General features: G+C 48.3%; 16 protein-coding genes. 14 read left to right on the top strand and 2 right to left on the bottom strand.

The window, feature by feature from the left end:
- Positions 1-76 precede the first annotated feature (76 nt).
- The 6 genes from dcuS to MKY75_RS16460 all read left to right on the top strand — a co-directional run bounded on the left by dcuS (position 77) and on the right by MKY75_RS16460 (position 5,916).
- Positions 77-1,732 (top strand): DcuS/MalK family sensor histidine kinase, encoded by a 1,656-nt coding sequence (gene dcuS, locus MKY75_RS16485; protein ID WP_340885965.1) that lies wholly within the window; start codon positions 77-79, stop codon positions 1,730-1,732.
- A complete protein-coding gene (gene dcuR / locus MKY75_RS16480) occupies positions 1,725-2,435 on the top strand; it encodes a two-component system response regulator DcuR (RefSeq protein ID WP_340885962.1) in 711 nt (236 codons plus the stop codon). Before dcuS ends, dcuR begins: the two co-directional genes overlap by 8 nt.
- 121 nt (positions 2,436-2,556) lie before the next feature.
- Positions 2,557-3,903: a 2-hydroxycarboxylate transporter family protein gene (locus tag MKY75_RS16475; RefSeq protein WP_340885960.1), complete on the top strand. Its 1,347-nt coding sequence runs from the start codon at positions 2,557-2,559 to the stop codon at positions 3,901-3,903.
- A gap of 63 nt (positions 3,904-3,966) precedes the next feature.
- A complete protein-coding gene (locus tag MKY75_RS16470) occupies positions 3,967-5,163 on the top strand; it encodes an NAD(P)-dependent malic enzyme (protein ID WP_029515351.1) in 1,197 nt (398 codons plus the stop codon).
- Positions 5,164-5,331: 168 nt separating this feature from the next.
- Positions 5,332-5,706, top strand: a complete 375-nt coding sequence (locus MKY75_RS16465; protein WP_069012560.1) for a hypothetical protein — start codon at positions 5,332-5,334, stop codon at positions 5,704-5,706.
- A 24-nt stretch (positions 5,707-5,730) separates the two neighbouring features.
- Positions 5,731-5,916, top strand: a complete 186-nt coding sequence (locus MKY75_RS16460) for a YfhD family protein (protein WP_029515349.1) — start codon at positions 5,731-5,733, stop codon at positions 5,914-5,916.
- 84 nt (positions 5,917-6,000) lie between these two features.
- Here the strand turns inward: MKY75_RS16460 and MKY75_RS16455 are convergent, their stop codons facing one another.
- Entirely contained in the window at positions 6,001-6,399 is a 399-nt protein-coding gene (locus MKY75_RS16455; protein WP_141695525.1) for a hypothetical protein, read from the bottom strand.
- 39 nt (positions 6,400-6,438) lie between these two features.
- Here MKY75_RS16455 and prmA point away from each other — a divergent pair, with 39 nt between their 5' ends.
- The 5 genes from prmA to MKY75_RS16430 all read left to right on the top strand — a co-directional run bounded on the left by prmA (position 6,439) and on the right by MKY75_RS16430 (position 10,936).
- On the top strand, positions 6,439-7,404 hold the full coding sequence (gene prmA / locus MKY75_RS16450) for a 50S ribosomal protein L11 methyltransferase (protein WP_165148997.1): 966 nt from the start codon (positions 6,439-6,441) through the stop codon (positions 7,402-7,404).
- Positions 7,405-7,406: 2 nt separating this feature from the next.
- The gene (locus MKY75_RS16445; RefSeq protein ID WP_029515346.1) at positions 7,407-8,099 is read left to right on the top strand and encodes a site-2 protease family protein; all 693 of its coding nucleotides are present in this window, start codon (positions 7,407-7,409) and stop codon (positions 8,097-8,099) included.
- A 188-nt stretch (positions 8,100-8,287) separates the two neighbouring features.
- Positions 8,288-9,052, top strand: a complete 765-nt coding sequence (locus MKY75_RS16440; RefSeq protein WP_029515345.1) for a 16S rRNA (uracil(1498)-N(3))-methyltransferase — start codon at positions 8,288-8,290, stop codon at positions 9,050-9,052.
- A gap of 1 nt (position 9,053) precedes the next feature.
- Positions 9,054-10,397 (top strand): tRNA (N(6)-L-threonylcarbamoyladenosine(37)-C(2))-methylthiotransferase MtaB, encoded by a 1,344-nt coding sequence (mtaB, locus tag MKY75_RS16435; RefSeq protein ID WP_103049601.1) that lies wholly within the window; start codon positions 9,054-9,056, stop codon positions 10,395-10,397.
- 104 nt (positions 10,398-10,501) lie between these two features.
- Positions 10,502-10,936 (top strand): NUDIX hydrolase, encoded by a 435-nt coding sequence (locus MKY75_RS16430; protein WP_165149003.1) that lies wholly within the window; start codon positions 10,502-10,504, stop codon positions 10,934-10,936.
- On the opposite strand, the gene MKY75_RS16425 is transcribed toward MKY75_RS16430, so the two are convergent.
- On the bottom strand, positions 10,926-11,948 hold the full coding sequence (locus MKY75_RS16425) for a Na/Pi cotransporter family protein (protein ID WP_340887097.1): 1,023 nt from the start codon (positions 11,946-11,948) through the stop codon (positions 10,926-10,928). The genes MKY75_RS16430 and MKY75_RS16425 overlap by 11 nt on opposite strands.
- 397 nt (positions 11,949-12,345) lie before the next feature.
- Here MKY75_RS16425 and MKY75_RS16420 point away from each other — a divergent pair, with 397 nt between their 5' ends.
- The 3 genes from MKY75_RS16420 (at position 12,346) to addA (ending at position 21,544) form a co-directional block, all read left to right on the top strand.
- A complete protein-coding gene (locus tag MKY75_RS16420; protein WP_165149006.1) occupies positions 12,346-13,725 on the top strand; it encodes a class I SAM-dependent rRNA methyltransferase in 1,380 nt (459 codons plus the stop codon).
- 236 nt (positions 13,726-13,961) lie between these two features.
- Positions 13,962-17,528, top strand: coding sequence for a helicase-exonuclease AddAB subunit AddB (gene addB, locus MKY75_RS16415; protein WP_340885958.1), 3,567 nt, complete (start codon positions 13,962-13,964; stop codon positions 17,526-17,528).
- The gene (gene addA, locus MKY75_RS16410; RefSeq protein WP_340885956.1) at positions 17,525-21,544 is read left to right on the top strand and encodes a helicase-exonuclease AddAB subunit AddA; all 4,020 of its coding nucleotides are present in this window, start codon (positions 17,525-17,527) and stop codon (positions 21,542-21,544) included. Before addB ends, addA begins: the two co-directional genes overlap by 4 nt.
- Positions 21,545-21,554: the final 10 nt, after the last annotated feature.

Here is a 21,554-nt window from a genome sequence, read left to right as displayed (position 1 = left end):
ATTCAGGTAAACACATACATAACCATTTTTGTATAGGCATGTTGAACTATCGAGACTTAATATCAAGTAGAAAGGGGTGAGTTCCATCGGAAATGTACAGCTCAAGCTGCGTCGGGGTAAACCACTATTAAAGCTCAGAGGCCTAATTACACTGCTAGTATGTCTAGTTATGGCACTTGTGCTTCTGCCTGTAACCCTGTTATTTGCGGAGAGAGTGGAGCAGGAAACTGAGAAGGGACTGGAAGAAAAGGCAATGTCCATCGCGCGTACACTCGCCCATACGCCGCTTATTGTCGAGCAATTGCAAGGGACAGGTTCGTCTCTTTCCATGCAGGAGTATGTAAAGAGGGTCTCAGTAGCAAATCACATCCAGTTCATCGTGGCTATGGATATGAAGGGAATTCGTAAAACGCACCCGGATGCTAGGATGATCGGCAAAGCTTTTGTCGGTGGAGACGAGTATACTGCACTTCATGGCCATGAGAGCGTGTCCGTTGCGAAGGGTACATTGGGCTTGTCCATGCGAGCCTTTTCCCCCGTGTTCAGTTCAACGGGGAAGCAGGTAGGGGCGATTGTTGTTGGTATATCCATGCAAGATGTACAGATGGCTCAGGAAGGCAACAACCGTCTTATTGCTATCGCCCTTGGCATCGGAATATTGATCGGCACTGGAGGTGCGGTAGTGCTGGCTCGTAAAATCAAAAATATGCTGGTCGGTCTGGAGCCGCCGGAAATCGCACGCTTGCTGGAGGAACGCAGCGCTATGCTGCAATCCATCAAGGAAGGAGTTATTGCGGTAGATGAATTCGGTCGCGTCATGCTGATGAATGCAGAAGCGATTCGTCTACTTAGACAAGCGGGGATTGAAGATTTCTCATTCTCCGGACAGGAAATTACCGTTTATCTATCCGCTTTTCGATTGCAAGAGGTCCTGGAAGCGAGTACTCCACAAATGGATGAGGAAATGGAGCTGGGTGGAATAACTTTGCTGACTACCAGTGTTCCGATACGGGTCAAAGGGGAAATTGTGGGAGCAATTGTAACCTTTCGAGATAAAACCGAAATGAACCAGCTGGCAGAACGTTTGACAGGAGTGTCCCTGTACACGGAAGCACTACGTGCGCAGGCTCATGAATTTATGAACAAGCTGCATGTCATTATGGGGATGGTGCACTTGCAAATGTATGATAAACTGGAGCATTACATTATGGATGCCGTCGAGCATCATCAAGTGGAAATTGGCTCTATCACCCGGCAGATTAGGGACCCGGTTATGGCAGGGTTTGTGTTGGGAAAATTAAGCCGGGCCAGAGAGGTAGCGGTAAGTTTTGAACTGACTCCAGGTAGTTACTTGCCCGAATCCAGTCAAACTCAAACGACGCATGAACTGATTACTATTCTTGGCAATCTGTTTGATAATGCGGTGGAGGCGATGGAATCTTTCGAGCACAAGCGGATTACCCTTTCACTTTATTATGAGGAAAGCCAGAAGAACGGTTATCTGACCTGTATCATGTGCGACAATGGTCCAGGTATACCGGAAGGGCTTGTGAAGGCTATATTTGAAAAAGGTTTTTCGACCAAGGGAGAGTCACGAGGGATGGGTCTTTATCTGGTGACGCAAAGCGTAAAAAGATTACAGGGAAGTATAAAGTTGATCCCAGCCGAGCAAGGGTGCTGTTTTCAGATTACGATTCCATACATTATAGCGGGGAATGATGAACATGATTAATGTCCTGATTGTAGAAGATGATCCGATGGTTGCGGAATTTAACCGAAAATATACGGAGCAGGTGGAAGGTTTTCGATGTGAGGGTTGGGCTTCTTCTGTGGAAGAGGCGAAGAAATATATAGCTGAACAGGCCATTGATCTGATATTGCTAGATGTGTATATGCAGGAAAACAATGGCCTCGATTTACTGTCATTCATACGGGAGACAGGTGTAAATATAGATGTCATTGTCATCTCGGCTGCAAGTGACATGAACAGTGTCAAAAAAGCAATGAACTTCGGCGCGGTGGATTACTTAATTAAGCCGTTCCACTTTAACCGTTTTTTGGAGGCCCTCACGGGGTACCGAGAGCACATTAGCATCGTGCGTGAGCGCAGTCTACTTTCTCAGGAGGAGTTGGACCGACTGATTTATCATAAAAGCTTGACTAAAGACTTGGCACGATTGCCCAAAGGCATAACTAAATCCACGCTGGCTATGATATGGAATTGTATCCAGCGGCACAATAATAAGGTACTATTTTCCACCGAGGATATTGCGGAGAGTGCAGGGATATCCAGGGTGTCTATGCGCAAGTACCTGGCTTTTATGACAGAGATTGAGGCTCTTTCCATGGAAACCATATACGGAACCATAGGACGCCCTGTTTACCAATACCGAATATTGCCACAGGCAGAAGGCATCATGAATAGTTTTATTTAAATCTTCTTTCTGATTACTTTAATTACAAAAGTGAATGATTAGTTTTAAAACCAAATAAAGCGTTTTCCAAGGTGTAGAATGGAAACATGATCATCATTCTTCACTTTTTGGAGGGAGACTTATGGAAAATGCTACGAATCAGCCTGTCATTCAGAAGGGGCAAAGATGGAGTAAAAATTTTGTAGATGGCATCAGAATGCTGGGCAGGGTAAAGGTGGGGGTTATTCCTCTTCCGCTCTATGCCGTGATCGCGCTGATTGTTTATGCAGCTGCAATTACTGAAAGACTTCCGAACGATCTGTTAGGCGGGTTTGCCGTCATCATGATTTTAGGTATACTGCTCAGTGATCTAGGGGCCAAACTTCCGTTGCTTAAGCATATTGGCGGGCCGGCCATTTTATCTCTTATGGTTCCATCGTTAATGGTATTTTGGAATATGTTCAGTCCATCTGCGATGGGTGCTGTACACACGCTTATGAAAACCTCGAATTTTCTTTACTTCTACATCGCATGTCTAGTAACGGGTAGTATTCTTGGTATGGATCGGAAAATGCTGATGAACGGAATTGTCAAGATTTTCGCCCCCATTATTATAGGATCTATTGCAGCAGTTGCCGTGGGGATGATAGTGGGTATGGCTTTTGGCTATAGCGCCTATCATACATTTTTTTTCATCATCATTCCGATTATCTCCGGTGGGATTGGGGAAGGCATTTTACCGTTGTCCATTTCGTATGGATTGGTGCTGGGCAAGGATTCGGCAATATTCGTGTCTCAATTTATCCCCGCTGCAATTATCGGGAACATTGTTGCAATCATAGGTGCGGGTATTCTGAAGAGATTAGCGGAGAAAAATCCAAAAACTTCGGGTAACGGGAGGTTATTGAAACTGGAGAAAGGTGCAGAAAAGCTAGCCCCGGCAAGTCTGGAACAATCGATTTCTTTTCCATTGATGGGAGGAGGTCTGCTGTTAGCTTGCACTTTCTTTATTGTGGGTAAGTTGCTGGAGCCGTATCTCCATATTCCAGGTCCGATCCTCATGATTCTGGCGGCTGCGTTAATTAAGTGCATTCAGATTATGCCGAACACATTGGAGCAGGGAGCTTTTCACTTATACAAGTGTATAACGGCAAGTCTGACATGGCCCTTGATGGTGGGATTGGGTATTTTGTATGTACCTTTGGATAGTGTGGTTGGGATCTTAACGGTTCCTTATGCCATCACCTGCGCATCTGTTGTAGTTGCATTGATTGTTACAGGATACTTCACAGGAAAATGGATTCACATGTATCCCGTAGAAGCTGCTTTGGTGACCAGTTGTCGCGGTGGATTAGGGGGCACGGGAGATGTAGCCATTCTGTCTGCGTCCAATCGGATGGAACTGATGCCTTTTGCGCAAATTGCAACACGTATTGGTGGGGCAGGCACGGTCATTTTAGCAACTTTGTTACTCCAATTATGGAGCTGATGAGTTTTATACACAGGATTGAGTTTCATATCCAAATAGAGACATGAAAGGATGGAGAAAAATATGAGCAGTTTAATAGATGAAATTAGAGAATTACACGCAGGTGGCAAAATGGAGACCTTACCAAAGAAGCCAATTGAAACGATGGAAGGGTTGTCCAAAGTGTATACGCCGGGTGTAGCTGAAATTTGTATGGAAATCGCCAATGACCCAGCCAAAGCGTATCAATTAACGATCAAAAAGAATACAGTAGCAGTCGTTTCAGACGGAACCGCGGTACTTGGATTAGGAGATATCGGACCGGAGGCCGCTATGCCTGTAATGGAGGGTAAAGCGGTGTTGTTCAAACAATTTGCAGGTGTCGACGCCTTTCCGATTTGTCTCAACACGAAGGACGCTGATGAAATTGTTCAAATTGTTAAAATGATTGCTCCTGCTTTTGGCGGCATTAATTTGGAGGATATATCTTCGCCACGCTGTTTTGAAATCGAGAGACGGTTGAAGCAGGAACTGGACATTCCAGTATTTCATGATGATCAACATGGTACGGCAGTCGTTGTGTTAGCGGGTCTGGTCAATGCATTAAAGGTATGTGGCAAAAAAATGGAGGATGTCAAAGTCGTATTTGCAGGAATCGGTGCAGCGGGTATGGCCTGCTCCCGTATGCTGCTTAAGGCAGGTGTGCGCAATCTGATTGGCGTTGATCGACAGGGAGCTATTCACCGTGATGTGGAGTACAGTAATCCGCATTGGACAGAGTATGCGAACATGACTAATCCGCACAATTTAAGTGGGAGTTTATCCGAGGTGATTGTGGGAGCTGATGTATTCATCGGTGTGTCAGGCCCGAACATACTGACTGTAGAGGATATACAGAGCATGGCAACTGATCCTATTGTGTTCGCCATGGCGAATCCGATTCCGGAAATCGATCCGGCTGTAGCTGCACCTTATGTACGTGTGCTCGCTACTGGCCGCTCCGATTTTCCAAATCAGATTAACAATGTGCTGTGCTTCCCGGGAATTTTCCGGGGTGCTCTAGATTGTCATGCTACGACGATTAATGAGGAAATGAAACTAGCTGCCGGACTTGCCATCGCTGATGCGATCTGTCCTGAGGAGCTAAGTGAAACTTATATCATACCGAATGTCTTTAATCCGAAGGTGGTTCAAAAGGTACGGGATGCAGTTATTCGCGCTGCTTGGGAGACAGGAGTAGCTAAGTCAGGTGAAGCTCCAGCAGCTGTTTTACACCCGTAAAAGTTATGCTCTTCACAAACTCTGGTTCACTGTCTTGGCCTACTGTTCTTGATATCGTCTGCATCCGTCGGAATATAAAATCGTGCCAATGAGCAGGATATAACAAAGCGTAACGCTCTATGCTCTTGAAGAGCAGTTGCGCTCAATACTACACAGGGAGATTTTGAGATGGGCGAAAAAAATATTTTGGCGTATTTCAAAAGTCCTGAGGAAGCACAGGGAGCTGCTAGAAAACTGGAAGCTCTCCGGGCAGCCGATGTGTCGATAGACCGATTTAGCCGGTATCCGCGGCAGTCTACTGGCAACGCCGGATTGCCTGTATTTTCAGGACAGATTAGCAGCTTGTCCTCATTGACACAGGGCGTGGACTTTACAGATGCAACTCCAGCAATACTGGCTGCGGCTGATCCGTCCGCCAGTGGCATGAGTGATGGAGGACAGGGCGGACCGACAGGCCGCGATATTTTGTTGACTGCTGTGGTGGATGAATCCATTCATCATCAGGCAATGTCCATCGTGGAACAAGCGGGTGGAATGCTGTGAAAAGTTTGGAAGGGGCAGTGACCGATGTCTAAAAACAAACGGTTTGATAAAGTGCTAACCAAAACAGAGAAAATCAAACGCATGCAATCTGCTAAAAATGAAGATGTTGAGTTCTCAGCAGATCAGGCAGATGCTGAGGATCTGGAAGCGATCCGGCGTAGCGAAGGAGCTGACCGTCGTCAGCAGCGTATCATAAACGACAATGAGTAGAATTTAATAAGACGGGTTATCTCCATCAATAGGATGATTTGTGGGATAGCCCGTTTTATTTGTGTTCTTTCCTTTTTCTATTCATTATCCGCTGTATGCTGTTGCACTAAAAACAAGAGGACCGGCGACGAAAGCAGTAGTCGCAGGCGTTTGATTTTCAATAATTAGTTGGTAGTTTTGCACGCCCAGAGGCGCAACGTCTACCGTTTCGACATTAAGAATAATATTGTTATCGAAGACATTGGATTCCAGTCCGTAATAAATTTCCTTGCCGGCTCTCCATATACGTACAAGTACTCTAATGTTGCCGACACCGACGAAACGTAGTCCAATCGAGGCTTTTAACTCTACACGGTTGTTGACAGCACCAGAAATAGCAGGATCAATAAATACAGATGTCGTAGCAATTCCAAGTCCGGCTGGAGAAATCGGAAAAGGACGATTACCAGCTTTTTTGAACTCCTGTGCATGTATATAGTACAATGTAATGTATGCATGTGAAATGAGGAGGAAATGAAAACCATGTTGTGGAATGAAATTACAATACATACAACCGAAGAAGCCATCGAAATGATTTCGAATTTTCTGCACGAAGCAGGTGCAGGAGGGGTTTCCATTGAAGAATCCGGTTCGCTCAACAAGCCGCGGGATACGTCCTATGGACAGTGGTATGATCGACCTTTGAACGACATACCTGAAGGACAAGCGATCATCAAAGGCTATTTTGCCGAAGAAGTGGACATGGATAGTATTCGTTCGCAAATTGAGCCGCGCGTCAAAGAATTGAGAACTTTCGATATTGACCCTGGTGAGGTTCAGTATGAACTGAAAACAGTTGATGAGGATGACTGGGCAAATGCTTGGAAGCAATATTTCAAGCCTTTGCGTGTGTCGGACCGTCTGACGATTAAACCTACTTGGGAGGACTATGAGCCTGCGAGTGAAGAGGAAAAAATCATTGAGCTGGACCCTGGTATGGCCTTCGGGACTGGAACGCATCCTACGACATCCCTTTGTCTGAGAACGCTGGAATCTGTGATTAAGGGCGGGGAAGAAGTCATTGATGTCGGCACGGGTTCCGGTATTTTGGCCATTGGAGCTGTAAAGCTGGGAGCGAAGCATGTACTTGCCTTGGATCTGGATCCGGTGGCAGTATCCAGTGCGCGGGAAAATACGCGTCTGAACGGGCTGGAGGAACGCATTACCATTAAAGAAAGTGATTTGCTATCGGTGCTTAATGCAAGCGATCCAACGCTGGGTATCCAGTTACCCGTCAAGCTAGTGGTAGCTAATATATTGGCAGAGATTATTTTGCTGTTCATTGACGATGTATATAAAGCCCTGGAACCAGGTGGTATTTATATTGCTTCAGGGATTTGGAAGAACAAAGAAGAAGTTGTCGAAACTGCGTTGAAGGCAGCTGGCTTTGAGATTGCCGAAATAAGCCGGGATGAAGATTGGCTGGCGTTTGTGGCGAGAAAGAGGTAAGTATGGATTTTTTACAAAATATTTTTCGTGTAAATTTAAATGTTCTTCCATTTTATTTGCTGGCCGTGATCATATCGTTCACGGTTCATGAGTTTGCACATGCATTTTATGCCAATAAATTTGGTGACCCTACAGCCAAGCTACTTGGGCGCGTGACTTTAAATCCGGCAGTGCATATTGACCTGCTGGGTACGCTACTGCTGCTGATCGGAGGCTTTGGCTGGGCCAAGCCAGTTCCGGTTAATCGTGATAACTTTAGTCGTCCGCGCCTCATGGGCATTATTGTATCGGCTGCGGGTCCGCTCAGCAATCTGCTGCTTGCATTTGTTACTACTTTAATCTATGCCGTGCTCCTTCATTTTCAAGTATTGCCGGGGATGGAGAACCAACGGGTGGCTCAAGCAATCTATTTGTTTATCAATGCTTTGATCAATTTAAATCTGTTTTTGTTTATCTTTAATTTGATCCCACTGCCTCCACTGGATGGATACCGGATTGTGGAAGATGTGGCCCCCACTCCTGTACGTCGCAAACTCCAGCAGTTTGAACAGTGGTCGATCTTTATTTTTCTGCTTATCCTGGTCATTCCACAGGTTCGAGTTGTAACGATTGAACCTCTTTACACGCTGGCCCAGATGATTTATATACAGTTTTTGCAGTTCTCTTTTTATATCACTGGATTGTTCGGAGCCTAAGGGCTCCTTTTTTTACGAGAATGGTAGGTATACCTTGAATAGAAGAGTGAACAGACTGGTCATACAGGCGCAAAAGATGATATGATGTTGCTTGGTGATTTATTCGGATTTTGTACGGAACATTAGTGGATAACAGTTATTTTTAGAATGAGGATTTTTGCAAAATCCAGGAATAGGTGTGAGAGAGAATGCAGCGTTATTTTATTCCGGCAGAGCAATTTCTAGAAGATCACGTGATTGTTGCGGGTGAGGACGCGCGGCATATCGCTAAAGTCATGCGGGGCCGTAGTGGTGACAAAATTATAGTCAGTGACGGGGTATCTAGGGAAGCACTGGCTGCATTGGATACGATAGAGCAGGATCATGTTACGGCGACGATTATTGAGCCGCTGAAGATGACCTCTGAACCGCATGTGCAGGTCACCATCGCTCAGAGTCTTCCTAAAGGAGACAAGATGGAGACGGTGATGCAAAAATGTACAGAAATCGGAGCAACCGGGTTTGTACCGTTTTTGTCCGAGCGTACGGTCGTGCAGTATGATGCCAAAAAAGAAGGCAAGCGACTGGAGCGTTGGCGCAAGATTGTGAAGGAAGCGGCTGAACAAAGCCACCGTAACCGGATTCCAGAAATTAGTGCGCCAATGACGTGGAAAGAACTTCTGGCTTCTTTTGCTGGGTATGATTTGATATGTTATTGTTATGAAAAAGAGCAGGGTCAGCAGCTACGGGATGTAATCCAGCCATTGGTAGGACAATGGGCGTCGACGGACATGCCGCGTGTTCTGCTGGTGGTAGGCCCGGAAGGCGGCTTTACTGAAGCGGAAAGCCTGGAGGCCGAGCAGGCTGGGGCCCAGTCTACAGGACTGGGAAGACGTATTTTGCGTGCTGAGACCGCAGGAATGGCTGCATTGGCTTGCATTTTATATGAGACAGGAGAAATGGGAGGGGTTTAATATGCCGTCAGTGGCATTTTACACATTGGGCTGTAAGGTAAACTTTTATGATACAGAAGCGATCTGGCAGCTGTTTAAAAATGAAGGTTATGAACAGGTGGACTTTGATGAGCAGACCGCGGATGTCTATCTTATTAATACATGTACCGTTACGAATACCGGTGATAAAAAGAGTCGTCAGATCATTCGCCGCGCGATTCGCCGGAATCCAGATGCCATTGTTGCAGTGACGGGCTGTTATGCCCAAACTTCTCCTGCCGAAATTATGGATATTCCTGGCGTTGATCTCGTTATCGGGACTCAAGATCGGGACAAAATCATTCCGTTTGTGCAGGAAATTCAAGGGACGCGTCAACCAGTGAACGCCGTGCGCAATATTATGAAAACGCGTGTATTTGAGGAAATGGATGTGCCTGATTTTGCTAATCATACTCGGGCCTTTTTGAAAATTCAGGATGGGTGCAATAACTTCTGTACCTTCTGCATCATTCCATGGTCGCGGGGGCTATCCCGCAGTCGTGACGCTGCGAGCATTATTGCACAGGCGCGTCAACTGGTACACGCAGGCTACAAGGAAATAGTACTCACTGGTATCCATACTGGCGGTTATGGTGACGACATGGATAATTATGACCTATCTGATCTGCTGTGGGATCTGGAGAAGGTGGAAGGGCTGGAGCGTATCCGCATCAGTTCGATTGAAGCCAGCCAGATTGATGAAAAAATGCTTGATGTACTGAACCGTTCCACCAAGCTGGTTCGTCATTTTCACATACCGCTTCAGGCGGGGGACGACACTGTATTGAAACGGATGCGTCGTAAGTACACCACAGAAGAGTTTTATAACAAAATGCTTATGATTCGCAAAGCAATGCCCGATGTTGCGATTACAACGGACGTAATTGTCGGCTTCCCTGGGGAGACGGATGAAATGTTCCGCAATGGCTATGAGCTGATGAAAAAAATCGGTTTTTCGGAAATGCATGTGTTTCCGTACTCCAAGCGTAGTGGAACTCCTGCGGCGCGTATGGAGGATCAGGTGGACGAAGACGTGAAAAATGCACGAGTGCATGAGCTGATACAACTGTCAGAGCAAATGCAACTGGCGTATGCTGAGAAGTTTGTAGGTCAGGTGCTGGAGGTCATTCCGGAAGTTGCGCCGAAAGGGACCGAAGATAGCGGCATACTCCATGGATATAGTGACAATTATATTCAACTGGCGTTTGAAGGTACTGAGGATCTGGTTGGCAAGGTATGCCGCGTGAAGCTAACGAAGGCAGGCATTAATGAAAGTGAAGGCCAATTGGTTCGCGTACTGGAGAATGGGCTGCAAACAGCTCTGTAAGAACAAAAAAAGCCTGAAAAGGCAATAGAGATGGCAAACAAGGATTTCGCCTTTCCTTACAGAGAGGACGGAATCCTTGTTGCGCAAGGAAGGGAGATTACAGGATGGCAGCAAAAAAGGAAATTTCCGCAGGCGGTGTTGTGTTTCGCAAACAGGAGGAGCAGCTTGAAATTCAGCTCATTACTGACCGATATGGCAAGGTATCCTTGGCTAAAGGAAAAATGGAGTTGGGAGAAACAATCGAACAGACGGCTTTACGTGAAATTCGCGAGGAAACAGGGTTGAACGGGCGGATTATCCAGCATGTAGATATGATTGCTTATACGTATCAGCATCCGGAATTTGGGGAAGTGGATAAAGAAGTACACTATTATCTTGTAGAGGCACTAGATGGGGATTTACAGGCACAAATCGAAGAAATTAAGGGAGTTGCATGGCATAAGCCTGAGGAAGCATGGCTTCTCCAGCGCCAGGGCGGATATGACAATAATGATGTCATTTTGAGCAAGGCGCTGTCCATGCTAGGAATTAACGTTTGATTCTGTGGGGAGATATACGATCCTCTAAACGAGTCCATACAGGTAGGTAGCACAGAGGCAAGACCAGTAGAGAGCTAATGACGTTAAATAGGGTTTGGGCATGGGCTACCTTGGCTCCGGGCTCGGTAGATATCCAGGCGGCGGCCATTTCTAGCCCAGGGATCAACGGCATAAAGAGCAAGGCTCCGCCTACGTTCAGCAGCACATGGGACCAGGCTACAAATTTGCCGGACACGCTGCCGCCAACAGCGGCAATCAGGGCGGTCACGCAGGTGCCTACATTGGAGCCGATGACGATGGCGATCCCTACATCGGCTGGCAAGGCACCCGCAGCGGCAAGGCTGATCGCCATGCCAATAACGGCTGCGCTACTGTGAACCAGTGCGGTCAGGCAGGCACCCGCAGCGAAGGCCCACCACATGTTGGCCGCAGCGTGATCAAGAAACCAGCGGAATAGTCCGGCCTGCTCAATCCATGGGCCGACCGTTTGCATTACGCGGATACCCGCCAGAATCAGCGAAAATCCAGCAAATACGAGGCTGATATATTGTGCAGCCTGCGGACGGCTAAGCCCATTGGAGCCGGGTGAAATTCCGGCAGACGCGTACTGGCGAACGGAGACGGATTCTCCCCACAGTACGGCGGCGCTCCAGCAGAGCAGTGAGCCGCAGAGCAGCGGAACAGCCAGCTTGCCAAGCTGGAGCCCCATCAGCTCGGTGGTGAGACAGGTACCGATATTGGTGCCGAGAATGATGCCGAGCGTGCGGCCATAGGTCAACAGCCCGGCGTTGACCAGTCCGATCGTCAGCACCGTTACAGCGGTGCTGCTTTGCAACAGGGCGGTAATGCCTGAACTGAACAGCATACCCCGCCAAGGGGAAACGGTGGCGCGGTTCAGCCAACGGGTGAGGAAGGGGCCGGCCAAATGCCGGAGGGCTGCTTCCATCAGCTTCATCCCGCCCAAAAAAATAAACAGTCCGCCGCACAGCGGGAGTATAACATGTATAAGCACGGGCATAGCCCCCTTTTCTAGGTGAAAATACTTATGTAACAGCCTATGATCTGTCGAGGACAGCCATGACAAGCATGGCTAAGCTCTTTTTAGGAAAACGATAATTTTTGTAGTATCTTCACAAGCTTTAAAAGCGTGACGCCGATATACAGGCGGGCAGTAGCGAAGCGGATCATTTGAATCTGGAGAAGCGAGAGCGTTCGCCTGAAAGCTTTCCAAAGGAAAGCTGCTTCGGAAGTATAAACCTAGGGGGATTCTTACCATTAAAATCATTTATAAAATCCAAAGAATCCCCGTGCAACAGCGATCGTAAGATCAAATGATCCGCGGAGCCGCGCCCCATCGAACACCGCACTTTTAAGGACTTTGAGTAACTTAAGAATAGGAGTGAAGGATTTTGCCTTCAGTAATATTAGAACGCAGCCGTAAAAAAAGGCTGGAGCACGCACACCCTTGGGTGTTTAAAAACGAAATAGCCAAGATCGAAGGGGAGCCAGAGGCAGGCGATTTGGTCAGTATCGTTAACCATCAGGGGCGTTATTTGGCGTCAGGCTACTATAATCCAGCTTCACAAATTACAGTGCGTGTGATGTCCTACGAGCCGCTAGAAGCAATGGATCAAAACTTTTTTGCCCAACGCTTTCGCAAATGCCTGGAGCACCGCGAACGTTTTGTGACCGGGGGAGACGCTTATCGGTTGGTGTACGGTGAGGCTGATTTTTTGCCTGGACTGATTGTAGACCGTTTTGGTGATGTGTTGGTTGTGCAGCTGTTAACGCTTGGCATGGATCGGCGCAGGGAAGAAATCAGGGATGCGCTCGTTGAAGTATTGGGTCCTGTTGGTATATATGAGCGCAGTGATGTATCCATCCGAGAGCTGGAAGGATTGAAACAAACGAAGGGTCCTTTGTACGGTGATTGCCCGCGTCATGTAGTGGTGACGGAAAATGGCCTGCACATCAAGGTTGATATCGTAGAGGGCCAGAAGACGGGTTATTTCTTTGACCAGCGTGAAAATCGTGCGGCCATAGCACCGTTGATGACAGGTTGGGGAGCACGTAGTGGAATTACGCTACAAGAAGTTGCTACAGACTCAGGGGACGCTACCACAACGGTCATGAAGCCAGTGAATAAAAGTGGTAAGGTTGTTGAATTCCCATTCTGGGACGGCGCAACCGTATTGGAATGTTTTTCACATACGGGAAGCTTTACGCTCAATGCCTGTAAATATGGTGCTAAAAAAGTAACTTGTCTTGATATTTCTGAGCATGCGATTGAAAGTGCGCGGGACAATGTCAAGCTGAACGGTTTTGAGGAACGCGTCGAGTTTGTCGTCGACGATGCTTTTCAATATTTGCGTAATCAGGTGAAAGGTGTAGAGGAACGCAATGCACGAGCCGGGGGCAAAGGAGATACGTCTAAGCCGCTGACAGCGGGTGGCGGACGCACCTTTGACGTGGTCATTCTTGATCCGCCAGCCTTTGCCAAAACGAAGAACGCTGTCAAAGGGGCTACACGTGGATATAAAGATATCAACCTGCACGGGATGAAGCTCGTTAATGAGGGCGGCTATCTGGTGACAGCGAGTTGCTCGTTCCACATGCGGCCGGAGTTGTTTTTGGACACCATTAAGGAAGCAGCGGCAGATGCCGGCAAAATCCTTCGTCTGGTAGACTGGAGAGCAGCTGGTAAGGACCATCCTCAAATTTTGGGTGTGGAGGAAGGCCATTACTTGAAATTCGCCATCTTTGAGGTGCGCAGCCGGACACAGTTGTAGTTTCATACAAAGTCAAAGTCAATCGCCCTTTTGGTGATTAAATAGGTAAAATAAACTCGTTTTAGGTATAAATCAGTCCTGTAGAGAAGGCGTGCACCAAGCCATTCTGCGGGACTGATTTATTTTTTAGAGGGAGAAAGAATTGCTACAACATGGCAAACGTACGTTCTTTTCTCTCTTGCCTGATATGCTATACTGTTTAATAGAATGTTGTTCGTTGGAAAGGAGGCCGCATCATGTCGGTCCGTTTGTTGATTGGCCGCTCTGGGAGTGGTAAAAGTACGTTAATCCGCAATGAAATGACGTCTATGTTACGCGAGGAGCCGCTAGGTAAGCCTATGCTGTTACTTGTACCGGAGCAATCGTCATTTGCTTCTGAGCATGCGTTACTTACAGAAGCCGGAAACGGTATTCAGGGGTCGGTGCGCGCCCAAGTGATGGGATTTCACCGTCTTGCCTATTTAGTTATGCAGGAAACTGGGGGTTCAGCGCTGGTGCCTGTAACGGAAGAAGGCAAGAAGATGCTTTTATATAAAATTATTCGTCGTCGCAAGGATGAACTGAGTTTGTTTAAGGATTCGGGAGACCAGCTCGGCTTTGTGGATCGGTTGAATACATTGTTTACGGAGCTAAAGCAGTATGGAAATGATACTCGGTCTGTACCCGAGCAACTGGAGCGAATGAACGCTGCAGGAGAGTCAACTCCGATTTTGCGCGGCAAGCTCAAAGATATCAGTCTAATCTATGAGGATTTTGAACGAGAGCTGACGCTTAAATATATCGATGGTGAAGATACGCTGCGCATGCTGGCAGAACAGATTGCTGAGTCTTCCCTTGTGCGTGGGGCAGATATTTGGATGGATGGCTACCGTAGGTTTACACCACATGAATATAAGGTTGTGGAGCAGCTTATGCTGCATGCCTCTTCATTGACGGTGGCGCTGACTTGCAACCGCAGCTACGAGAACGGACAGCTTCCGCATGAGCTGGATTTGTTTCATCCTTCGGCGGCTACGTATGTAAAGCTCAAAGGAATGGCAGACGAGCTAATGATAGAGACGCAGACACAATTACTTCGCCCTGATCCGCCGCCGAGATTTAAGGAGCGTCCGGCGTTGGCGTATTTGGAGGCTAACTTTGAATATCGTACAGGGTTACGGAATCAGGAACAACGGATGCGGCTGCAGCAGCTACGAGAGCAGTGGACAGAAGAACAGCCGGAAGGCATAAAACTGTATGCTGCAGCGAATCGCCGCGCTGAGTTGGAAGGGGCTGTACGCGAAATGCGTCGTTTAGCCCGAGATGAGGGCGCGCGTTATCGGGAGATGGCCTTGTTTGTGCGTCATATTGAAGATTATGAGTCATGGGTGGAACCGATATTCAAACAATATGAGGTTCCAGTATTTCTGGATCAGCGGAGAAGTGTATTGCATCATCCCTTAGTGGAATTGATTCGGGCTTCACTGGATATCGTGCAGCGACGCTGGCGATATGAGGATGTATTCCGTGCGGTCAAAACAGATCTTCTCCTGCCGCTGGATGGTCGGGTGAGCCGCGAGGAGATGGATCGTCTGGAAAACTATGTACTGGCCTGCGGAATACAAGGTAGCCGTTGGACAGACGGTCGCCCGTGGCAGGCTGTGCCCAGCTTGTCACTGGAGCTGGAGGAGCAGGAACGGAACCGTAGGCGGGATGAAACGTTGGATTTGATGGAGCTGTGTCGGGATGTAATCGTGACGCCTTTACGTGCGTTTGAGAAACGTGTGGGCAAGGCACGAACTGCACTTGAGAAGTGTGAAGCGGTATATCTGTTACTGGAGGATGCAGAAATTGGCCACAAGCTGGACGCCTTCATTCATCAGGCAGAGGAAGCAGGAAATCCTGAGCAGGCCAAGGAGCATCGTCAGGTATGGGATGCAGTGCTTGAACTACTGGATCAAATCGTCGAAATGATGGGTGACGAGAGGCTGGATACCTCTTTGTTTGCGGGTGTGCTGGAAACGGGATTGGCTGAATTCCGTATGGGACTTGTTCCGCCAGCTCTGGATCAGGTTCTAGTCGGAAACACGGATCGTACACGTGTGACCGGTATTCAACATGCTTTTGTGCTAGGTATGAACGAAGGTGTGATGCCGGCTGTGTTCCATGAGGACGGTGTGCTGAATGAGCAGGAGCGTACGGCATTAAACGAACGAGGCGTAGAGCTGGCGCCGGATATGACAAGACGTCTGCTGGACGAACGTTTTCTCGCTTATACGGCCCTTACTTCAGCCGGTAGAAGCCTGTGGATGAGCTATGCCGTGACTGATGAAGAAGGCAAGTCATTGTTGCCGTCTGAGTTAGTACGACATGTGCGGCAATTGTTTCCTAGTCTGGACGAACGCCCACTGGCTGGATACCCTTTGCCTGGGGATGCTTGGACGACGCAATGGGAGTATGCTTCTCATCCGTCCGAGGCTTTGCCGCAGCTTATTGCGCAATTACGACAATGGCGACGTGGCGGTGACATTTTATCTCCTTGGTGGGAGGTATATAACTGGTATGCCAGCCAGCAAGGGCGTGAGAAGGACAAGCTGCGTCAGCTGTTGACCTCACTTTTTTACGAGAACCATGCCGAAATGCAGAAGGAAACGAGCCGTCGTCTGTACGGCAGCAAGCTGCGTACCAGCGTATCTCGTATGGAACGTTTTGTGGCATGTCCATTTTCGCACTTTGCCTCTCATGGTCTTCGTTTGAAGGAACGTCAAATGTATCGCCTGAAGGCCCCGGATATCGGACAATTATTCCATGCAGCGCTTGGAGAGATGGCGATCAATCTGCGTAATCGCAATGTCAGCTGGGGCAGTCTCAGCACCGAGGAATGCCGACAAGAGGCGGAAAGTACAGTGGAGCGTTTGGCTCCTCGTCTGCAAGGCGAAATTTTAATGAGCTCCAAGCGGTATGGCTACATTTTACGTAAATTGAAAGACATCGTGAGCCGTGCTTCGTTGATCTTAGGTGAACATGCGCGAAGAGGTAGCTTTGAGCCGATTGGGCTGGAGTTGGACTTTGGGCCGGGTCAGCAGCTTCCTCCATTAAGCTTCCAGTTAGATAACGGTGTTGTGATGGAAATTGTCGGACGGATTGACCGTGTGGATGTGGCAGAGGGAGAAAAAGGTTTACTTTTGCGTGTCATCGATTACAAATCCAGCCAAAAGGATCTCAAGCTGCATGAAGTGTACTATGGCTTGTCTCTGCAAATGCTCACGTACCTGGACGTGCTGCTGAATGCGGCGGAGGAATGGTTGGGCGAGACAGCTTATCCAGCGGGTACCCTATATTTTCACGTCCACAATCCGATGTTGCAGTCGCCTAACGGTCTTAGCGCAGAACAGGCCCGTCAGGAGCTTTTGAAACGTTTTAAGATGAAGGGATTATTGCTTGCAGATCGGGATGTAGTTGGACAAATGGATACAGCATTGGACAAGGGATATTCCTCTATTTTACCTGTTGCGGTGAAAGCAGACGGCAGTTTTTATAGCAGTGCTTCGGTTGCTTCGCCAGAACAGTGGGACAGCCTGCTAGCTTCGGTGCGTAATAATATTCGGACGATTGGTACACGGATGACAGAGGGCGATGTGGCCATTGAACCGTATCGTATCCAGCAAGAGACGGCTTGTACCTTCTGCTCTTTTAAGCCTGTTTGTCAATTTGACGACAGTCTGGAGGGCAGTGGCTACAATCAATGGGGTAAACCCGGTAAGGATCAGATCTGGAATCTGCTGGGTCATACACAGGAAGGGAAAGGAGGAATGGACCAATGATAGGCATGTCAAACATTAAAGGTTTACCGAAGCCGGAAGGCAGTATGTGGAGCGATGACCAGTGGCGTGCCATTTCGGAATCTGGTAACAACATGCTGGTTGCGGCAGCGGCGGGGTCTGGTAAAACAGCGGTGCTTGTAGAGCGTATTATTCGTAAAATTGTCGATCCACAGCTTGGCTTCAGTGTGGATCGGTTACTGGTAGCGACCTTTACGAAGGCAGCCGCCGCCGAAATGCGTCAACGGATACGCGAAGCGTTGGAACGTGTATTGGAGCAGGAACCGGAAAGTGAACATGTACGCCGTCAGCTATCGTTGCTGAATCAGGCCTCGATTACGACGCTTCACTCATTTTGTATGGAGGTCATCCGCAGGCATTATCAGGCCATTCCCCTTGATCCTGGTTTTCGGATTATGAATGAGCATGAGACAGAATTGCTGCGCCAGGAGCTTCTAGAAGAACTGTTTGAGGAGAAATATGAGGCTCATGATGAAGGCAGTACATTCCGCAGACTAGTCGACTGGTTTAGTGGAGAACGCACCGATGATGCGATGTATGTGCTTGTTCAGCGGCTGTATGATTTTTCTCAAAGTCATCCTTGGCCGGAGCATTGGCTGCGGGAGACAGCAACTGCATTTCGTGTGCAGGATGTAGCGGCTCTCGGAGAGACGCCTTGGGTTCGCAGCATTTTGGCGGATGCTGCACTTTCATTGCGCGGAGCAGCGAGCTTGCTGGAACAGGCGCATGAAACTGCTATGCAGCCCGGCGGTCCTGCACCTTATACAGTGACGCTGCAAGAGGATACGGCGATGGTGAAGGGATTGCTGCAGGAATTGGAGACACAGCCGTGGGCATCTCTATATGATCATTTTCAGGCAGCTGCCTTCGGTAAGCTCAAGCCGGTCAAAAAAGATCAGACTGAGCCTGCATTGCAGGAACGGGTTAAGACGCTGCGCGAAGCAGCCAAAAAAATGATTACAGATATGAAGGCTTCCCTGTTTGGCAGGAGAGCAGAAGCCTATTGGGAGGAGCTACACGCCGCAGCTCCGTTGATGGACGAATTGGTAGAAACCGTGATTGTATTCGGGGAACGTTTTCAACAGCACAAGCAGTCAAAAGGGTTGGTGGATTTCGGGGATTTGGAACATTATTGTCTGAAAATATTACGACATCCCGATTCTACTCCGTACAAGCTACTACCTTCCGACGCTGCGCTCGAATACAAGGCGCAATTCGACGAGGTGCTGTTAGATGAGTATCAGGATACGAATACCGTACAGGAAGATATCGTTAGGCTGGTATCACGGGAGGAACCAGGTAACCGTTTTATGGTGGGCGACGTGAAACAGAGTATTTATCGGTTTCGGCTGGCGGAGCCGGGTCTGTTTTTGAATAAGTATCAACGGTACGGCATGCAGGAGCAGGAAGATGGATTTTTAATTGATTTGGCGCGTAATTTCCGCAGTCGGGAGGAAGTTGTCGATGCGGTCAATTTGGTGTTCCGCCAGATTATGAGTGTGGATGTGGCGGAAATTGAGTACGATGAACGAGCGTGGCTGGTACACGGCGCATCCTATCCCGACCCGTCGGATCAAGACACCGCATCTGTATACGCACCTGAGCTGCTGTTAGTAGATAAGGGTGGCCATGGTCTTTCCGAGGCTTCGGAGCTGTCCGAAACGGAGGACGAATCTGTTTTTCAGGAAAGTGAGCTGGCTGAGCTTGTGGAACTGGAAACGGCACAGTTAGAGGCTCGTGCGATTGCGCAACGGATTAAAGAACTGACCGGAGATACCGGACAACCACTGTTGATTTACGACAGAGGATTAAAAGAGATGCGCCCGGCAATCTACGGCGATATCGTCATTTTGCTTCGTTCGGCAAGCGTGTGGGCCCCCCTAATTGTAGAGGAACTGCGGCTTGAGGGCATTCCGGCCTCCGGGGAGCAGACGACAGGCTTTTTTAAAGCAACGGAAGTTGAGGTAATGTTGTCTCTGCTGCACATTATTGATAATCCACAGCAGGACATCCCGCTTGCATCCGTGCTTCGTTCGCCGATTGTCGGCTTGACCGAAGATGAACTGGCACAAATTCGGTTGGAAAAGCCGGATGGATTGTTTTATGGCGCATTGCTGGCGGCGGCAGAGGCGGACCCACTGAAGGAGAGCGAAAAAGGGACCACTGCTGACATCATGGAGTTGGATCTTTTCCCTAAGGACTCTTTATCTTCATCTGACTTTGGTAATAGAAATAACGGGAATACGTTGTCTGCCCGACTACGTTCATTTTTGCATAATTTGGAAGCCTGGCGGCAGGAAGCCCGACAAGGTAGCTTAAGTGCATTGATTTGGAATGTGCTGGAGGAAACAGGGTATCTGGATTGGGTCGGTGGACTGCCTGGCGGCTCACAGCGTCAAAGCAATTTGCGGGCGCTATATGACCGAGCGAGACAGTATGAGACTTCAACGTCCAACCGAGGATTGTTCCGATTTCTGACCTTCATTTCCCGTCTACGGGAGCGAGGCGGTGATTTAGGATCCATTAGCGGGGGGACCGAACCCGATCAAGCTGTCCGCATTATGACCATTCATAAAAGTAAAGGACTTGAATTCCCTATCGTGTTTATAGCCGGGACGGCAAAAATGTTCAATCAACAGGATCTCAATGCGCCGTTTCTTATGCACAAGGAGTTGGGGTTTGGTCCTAAATATGTGGAGGAACAAAATCGTGTCAGCTACCCTACGCTGCCCAATTTAGCGATCCGCCGACGCTCACAGCTGGAGCTATTGGCTGAGGAAATGCGGGTGTTATATGTGGCGCTTACACGGCCGCGTGAAAAGCTGATTATGACCGGAACCGTGAAGGATCTAGCTTCACGCGCAGCGGGTTGGGCACGTGCCAAAGAGCATACGGAAACGGTCTTACCAGACTATATGCTGGCGGCAGGCCGCAGCTATCTGGACTGGGTAGGTCCCGCTTTGATTCGGCATCCTTCTGCTACTTTGTTGAGGGAAGCGGCAGGTGATCAAGATGGGTACTATCACAAATTGGAACATATGCCGGGAACAGACTGGTTATTTAAAATTGTGGCCTCGGAAACACTTTCCGGCTCTCGTGTGAACTCAGATCATGAGGAAGAGGTGTCGGGCGAAGAGCGCCAAAAAAAGACAGAAGCACTGAGAAATGCGGAGCTAATCGACTTGAACGAAAAGAGTGAAACGGACATTGAAGCTGCTCTTTCCTGGACCTATCCGTATGAGCGGGCCGGCAAGACGGCAGCCAATACATCGGTTACTGAGATGAAAAGATGGCTGGAAATGCAGGAGATGGGATCGGAAGACTGGTTGAATCTATCTACCTCCGTACTAACAGAGTTACCGGAGGATCGGGAGGATTCTCACACTGGGGGCAGTCAATTACACTTGCGCAGACCTAAGTTTATGGGGAATCAGCGACTGACTCCAACGGAACGAGGAACGGTCTATCATACGTTGATGCTGCATTTGCCACTAGATGGGGGGATGAGCGCCGAAGTTATTGAGGAAACAAAGGCTCGTTTGCTCAATCAGCGTATGTTACTGAATGTCCATGCAAAGGCGCTAGATACGAATAAAATATTACGCTTTTTCACTAGTGAGCTGGGTAGCAGAATGTTGGGGGTATCGCATGTTCAAAGAGAGCTTCCGTTTACTTATACCATGCGGGCAAACGATTACTGGAACCACAGCTTACCATCGATGTCACCAGGACAAGAAACAGATTCGGAAGGTGGACAGGACGGAGATAAAGTGCTGATGAACGGCATTATTGACTGTCTATTTGAAACTCCCGAAGGACTCGTGCTGGTGGATTATAAAACAGATCGGATATCTGAGTATCGTACACTGTCCCATTTAACAGACCAATATCGTTTTCAATTGGAGCTGTATGCCCGTGTGATCGAAGAAATTACAGGCAAAAAGGTTGCTGAGAAGTGGCTGTATTTTTTAGAAGCTGGAGAGAGTGTACAGCTGTAGTTATATAGCT

The sequence above is a fragment of the Paenibacillus sp. FSL L8-0663 genome, assembly GCF_038008125.1.
Lineage (GTDB): Bacteria > Bacillota > Bacilli > Paenibacillales > Paenibacillaceae > Paenibacillus > Paenibacillus polymyxa_D.
Note: the sequence above shows the minus strand (reverse complement) of the source record. Positions and strands in the feature narration are given on the sequence as shown.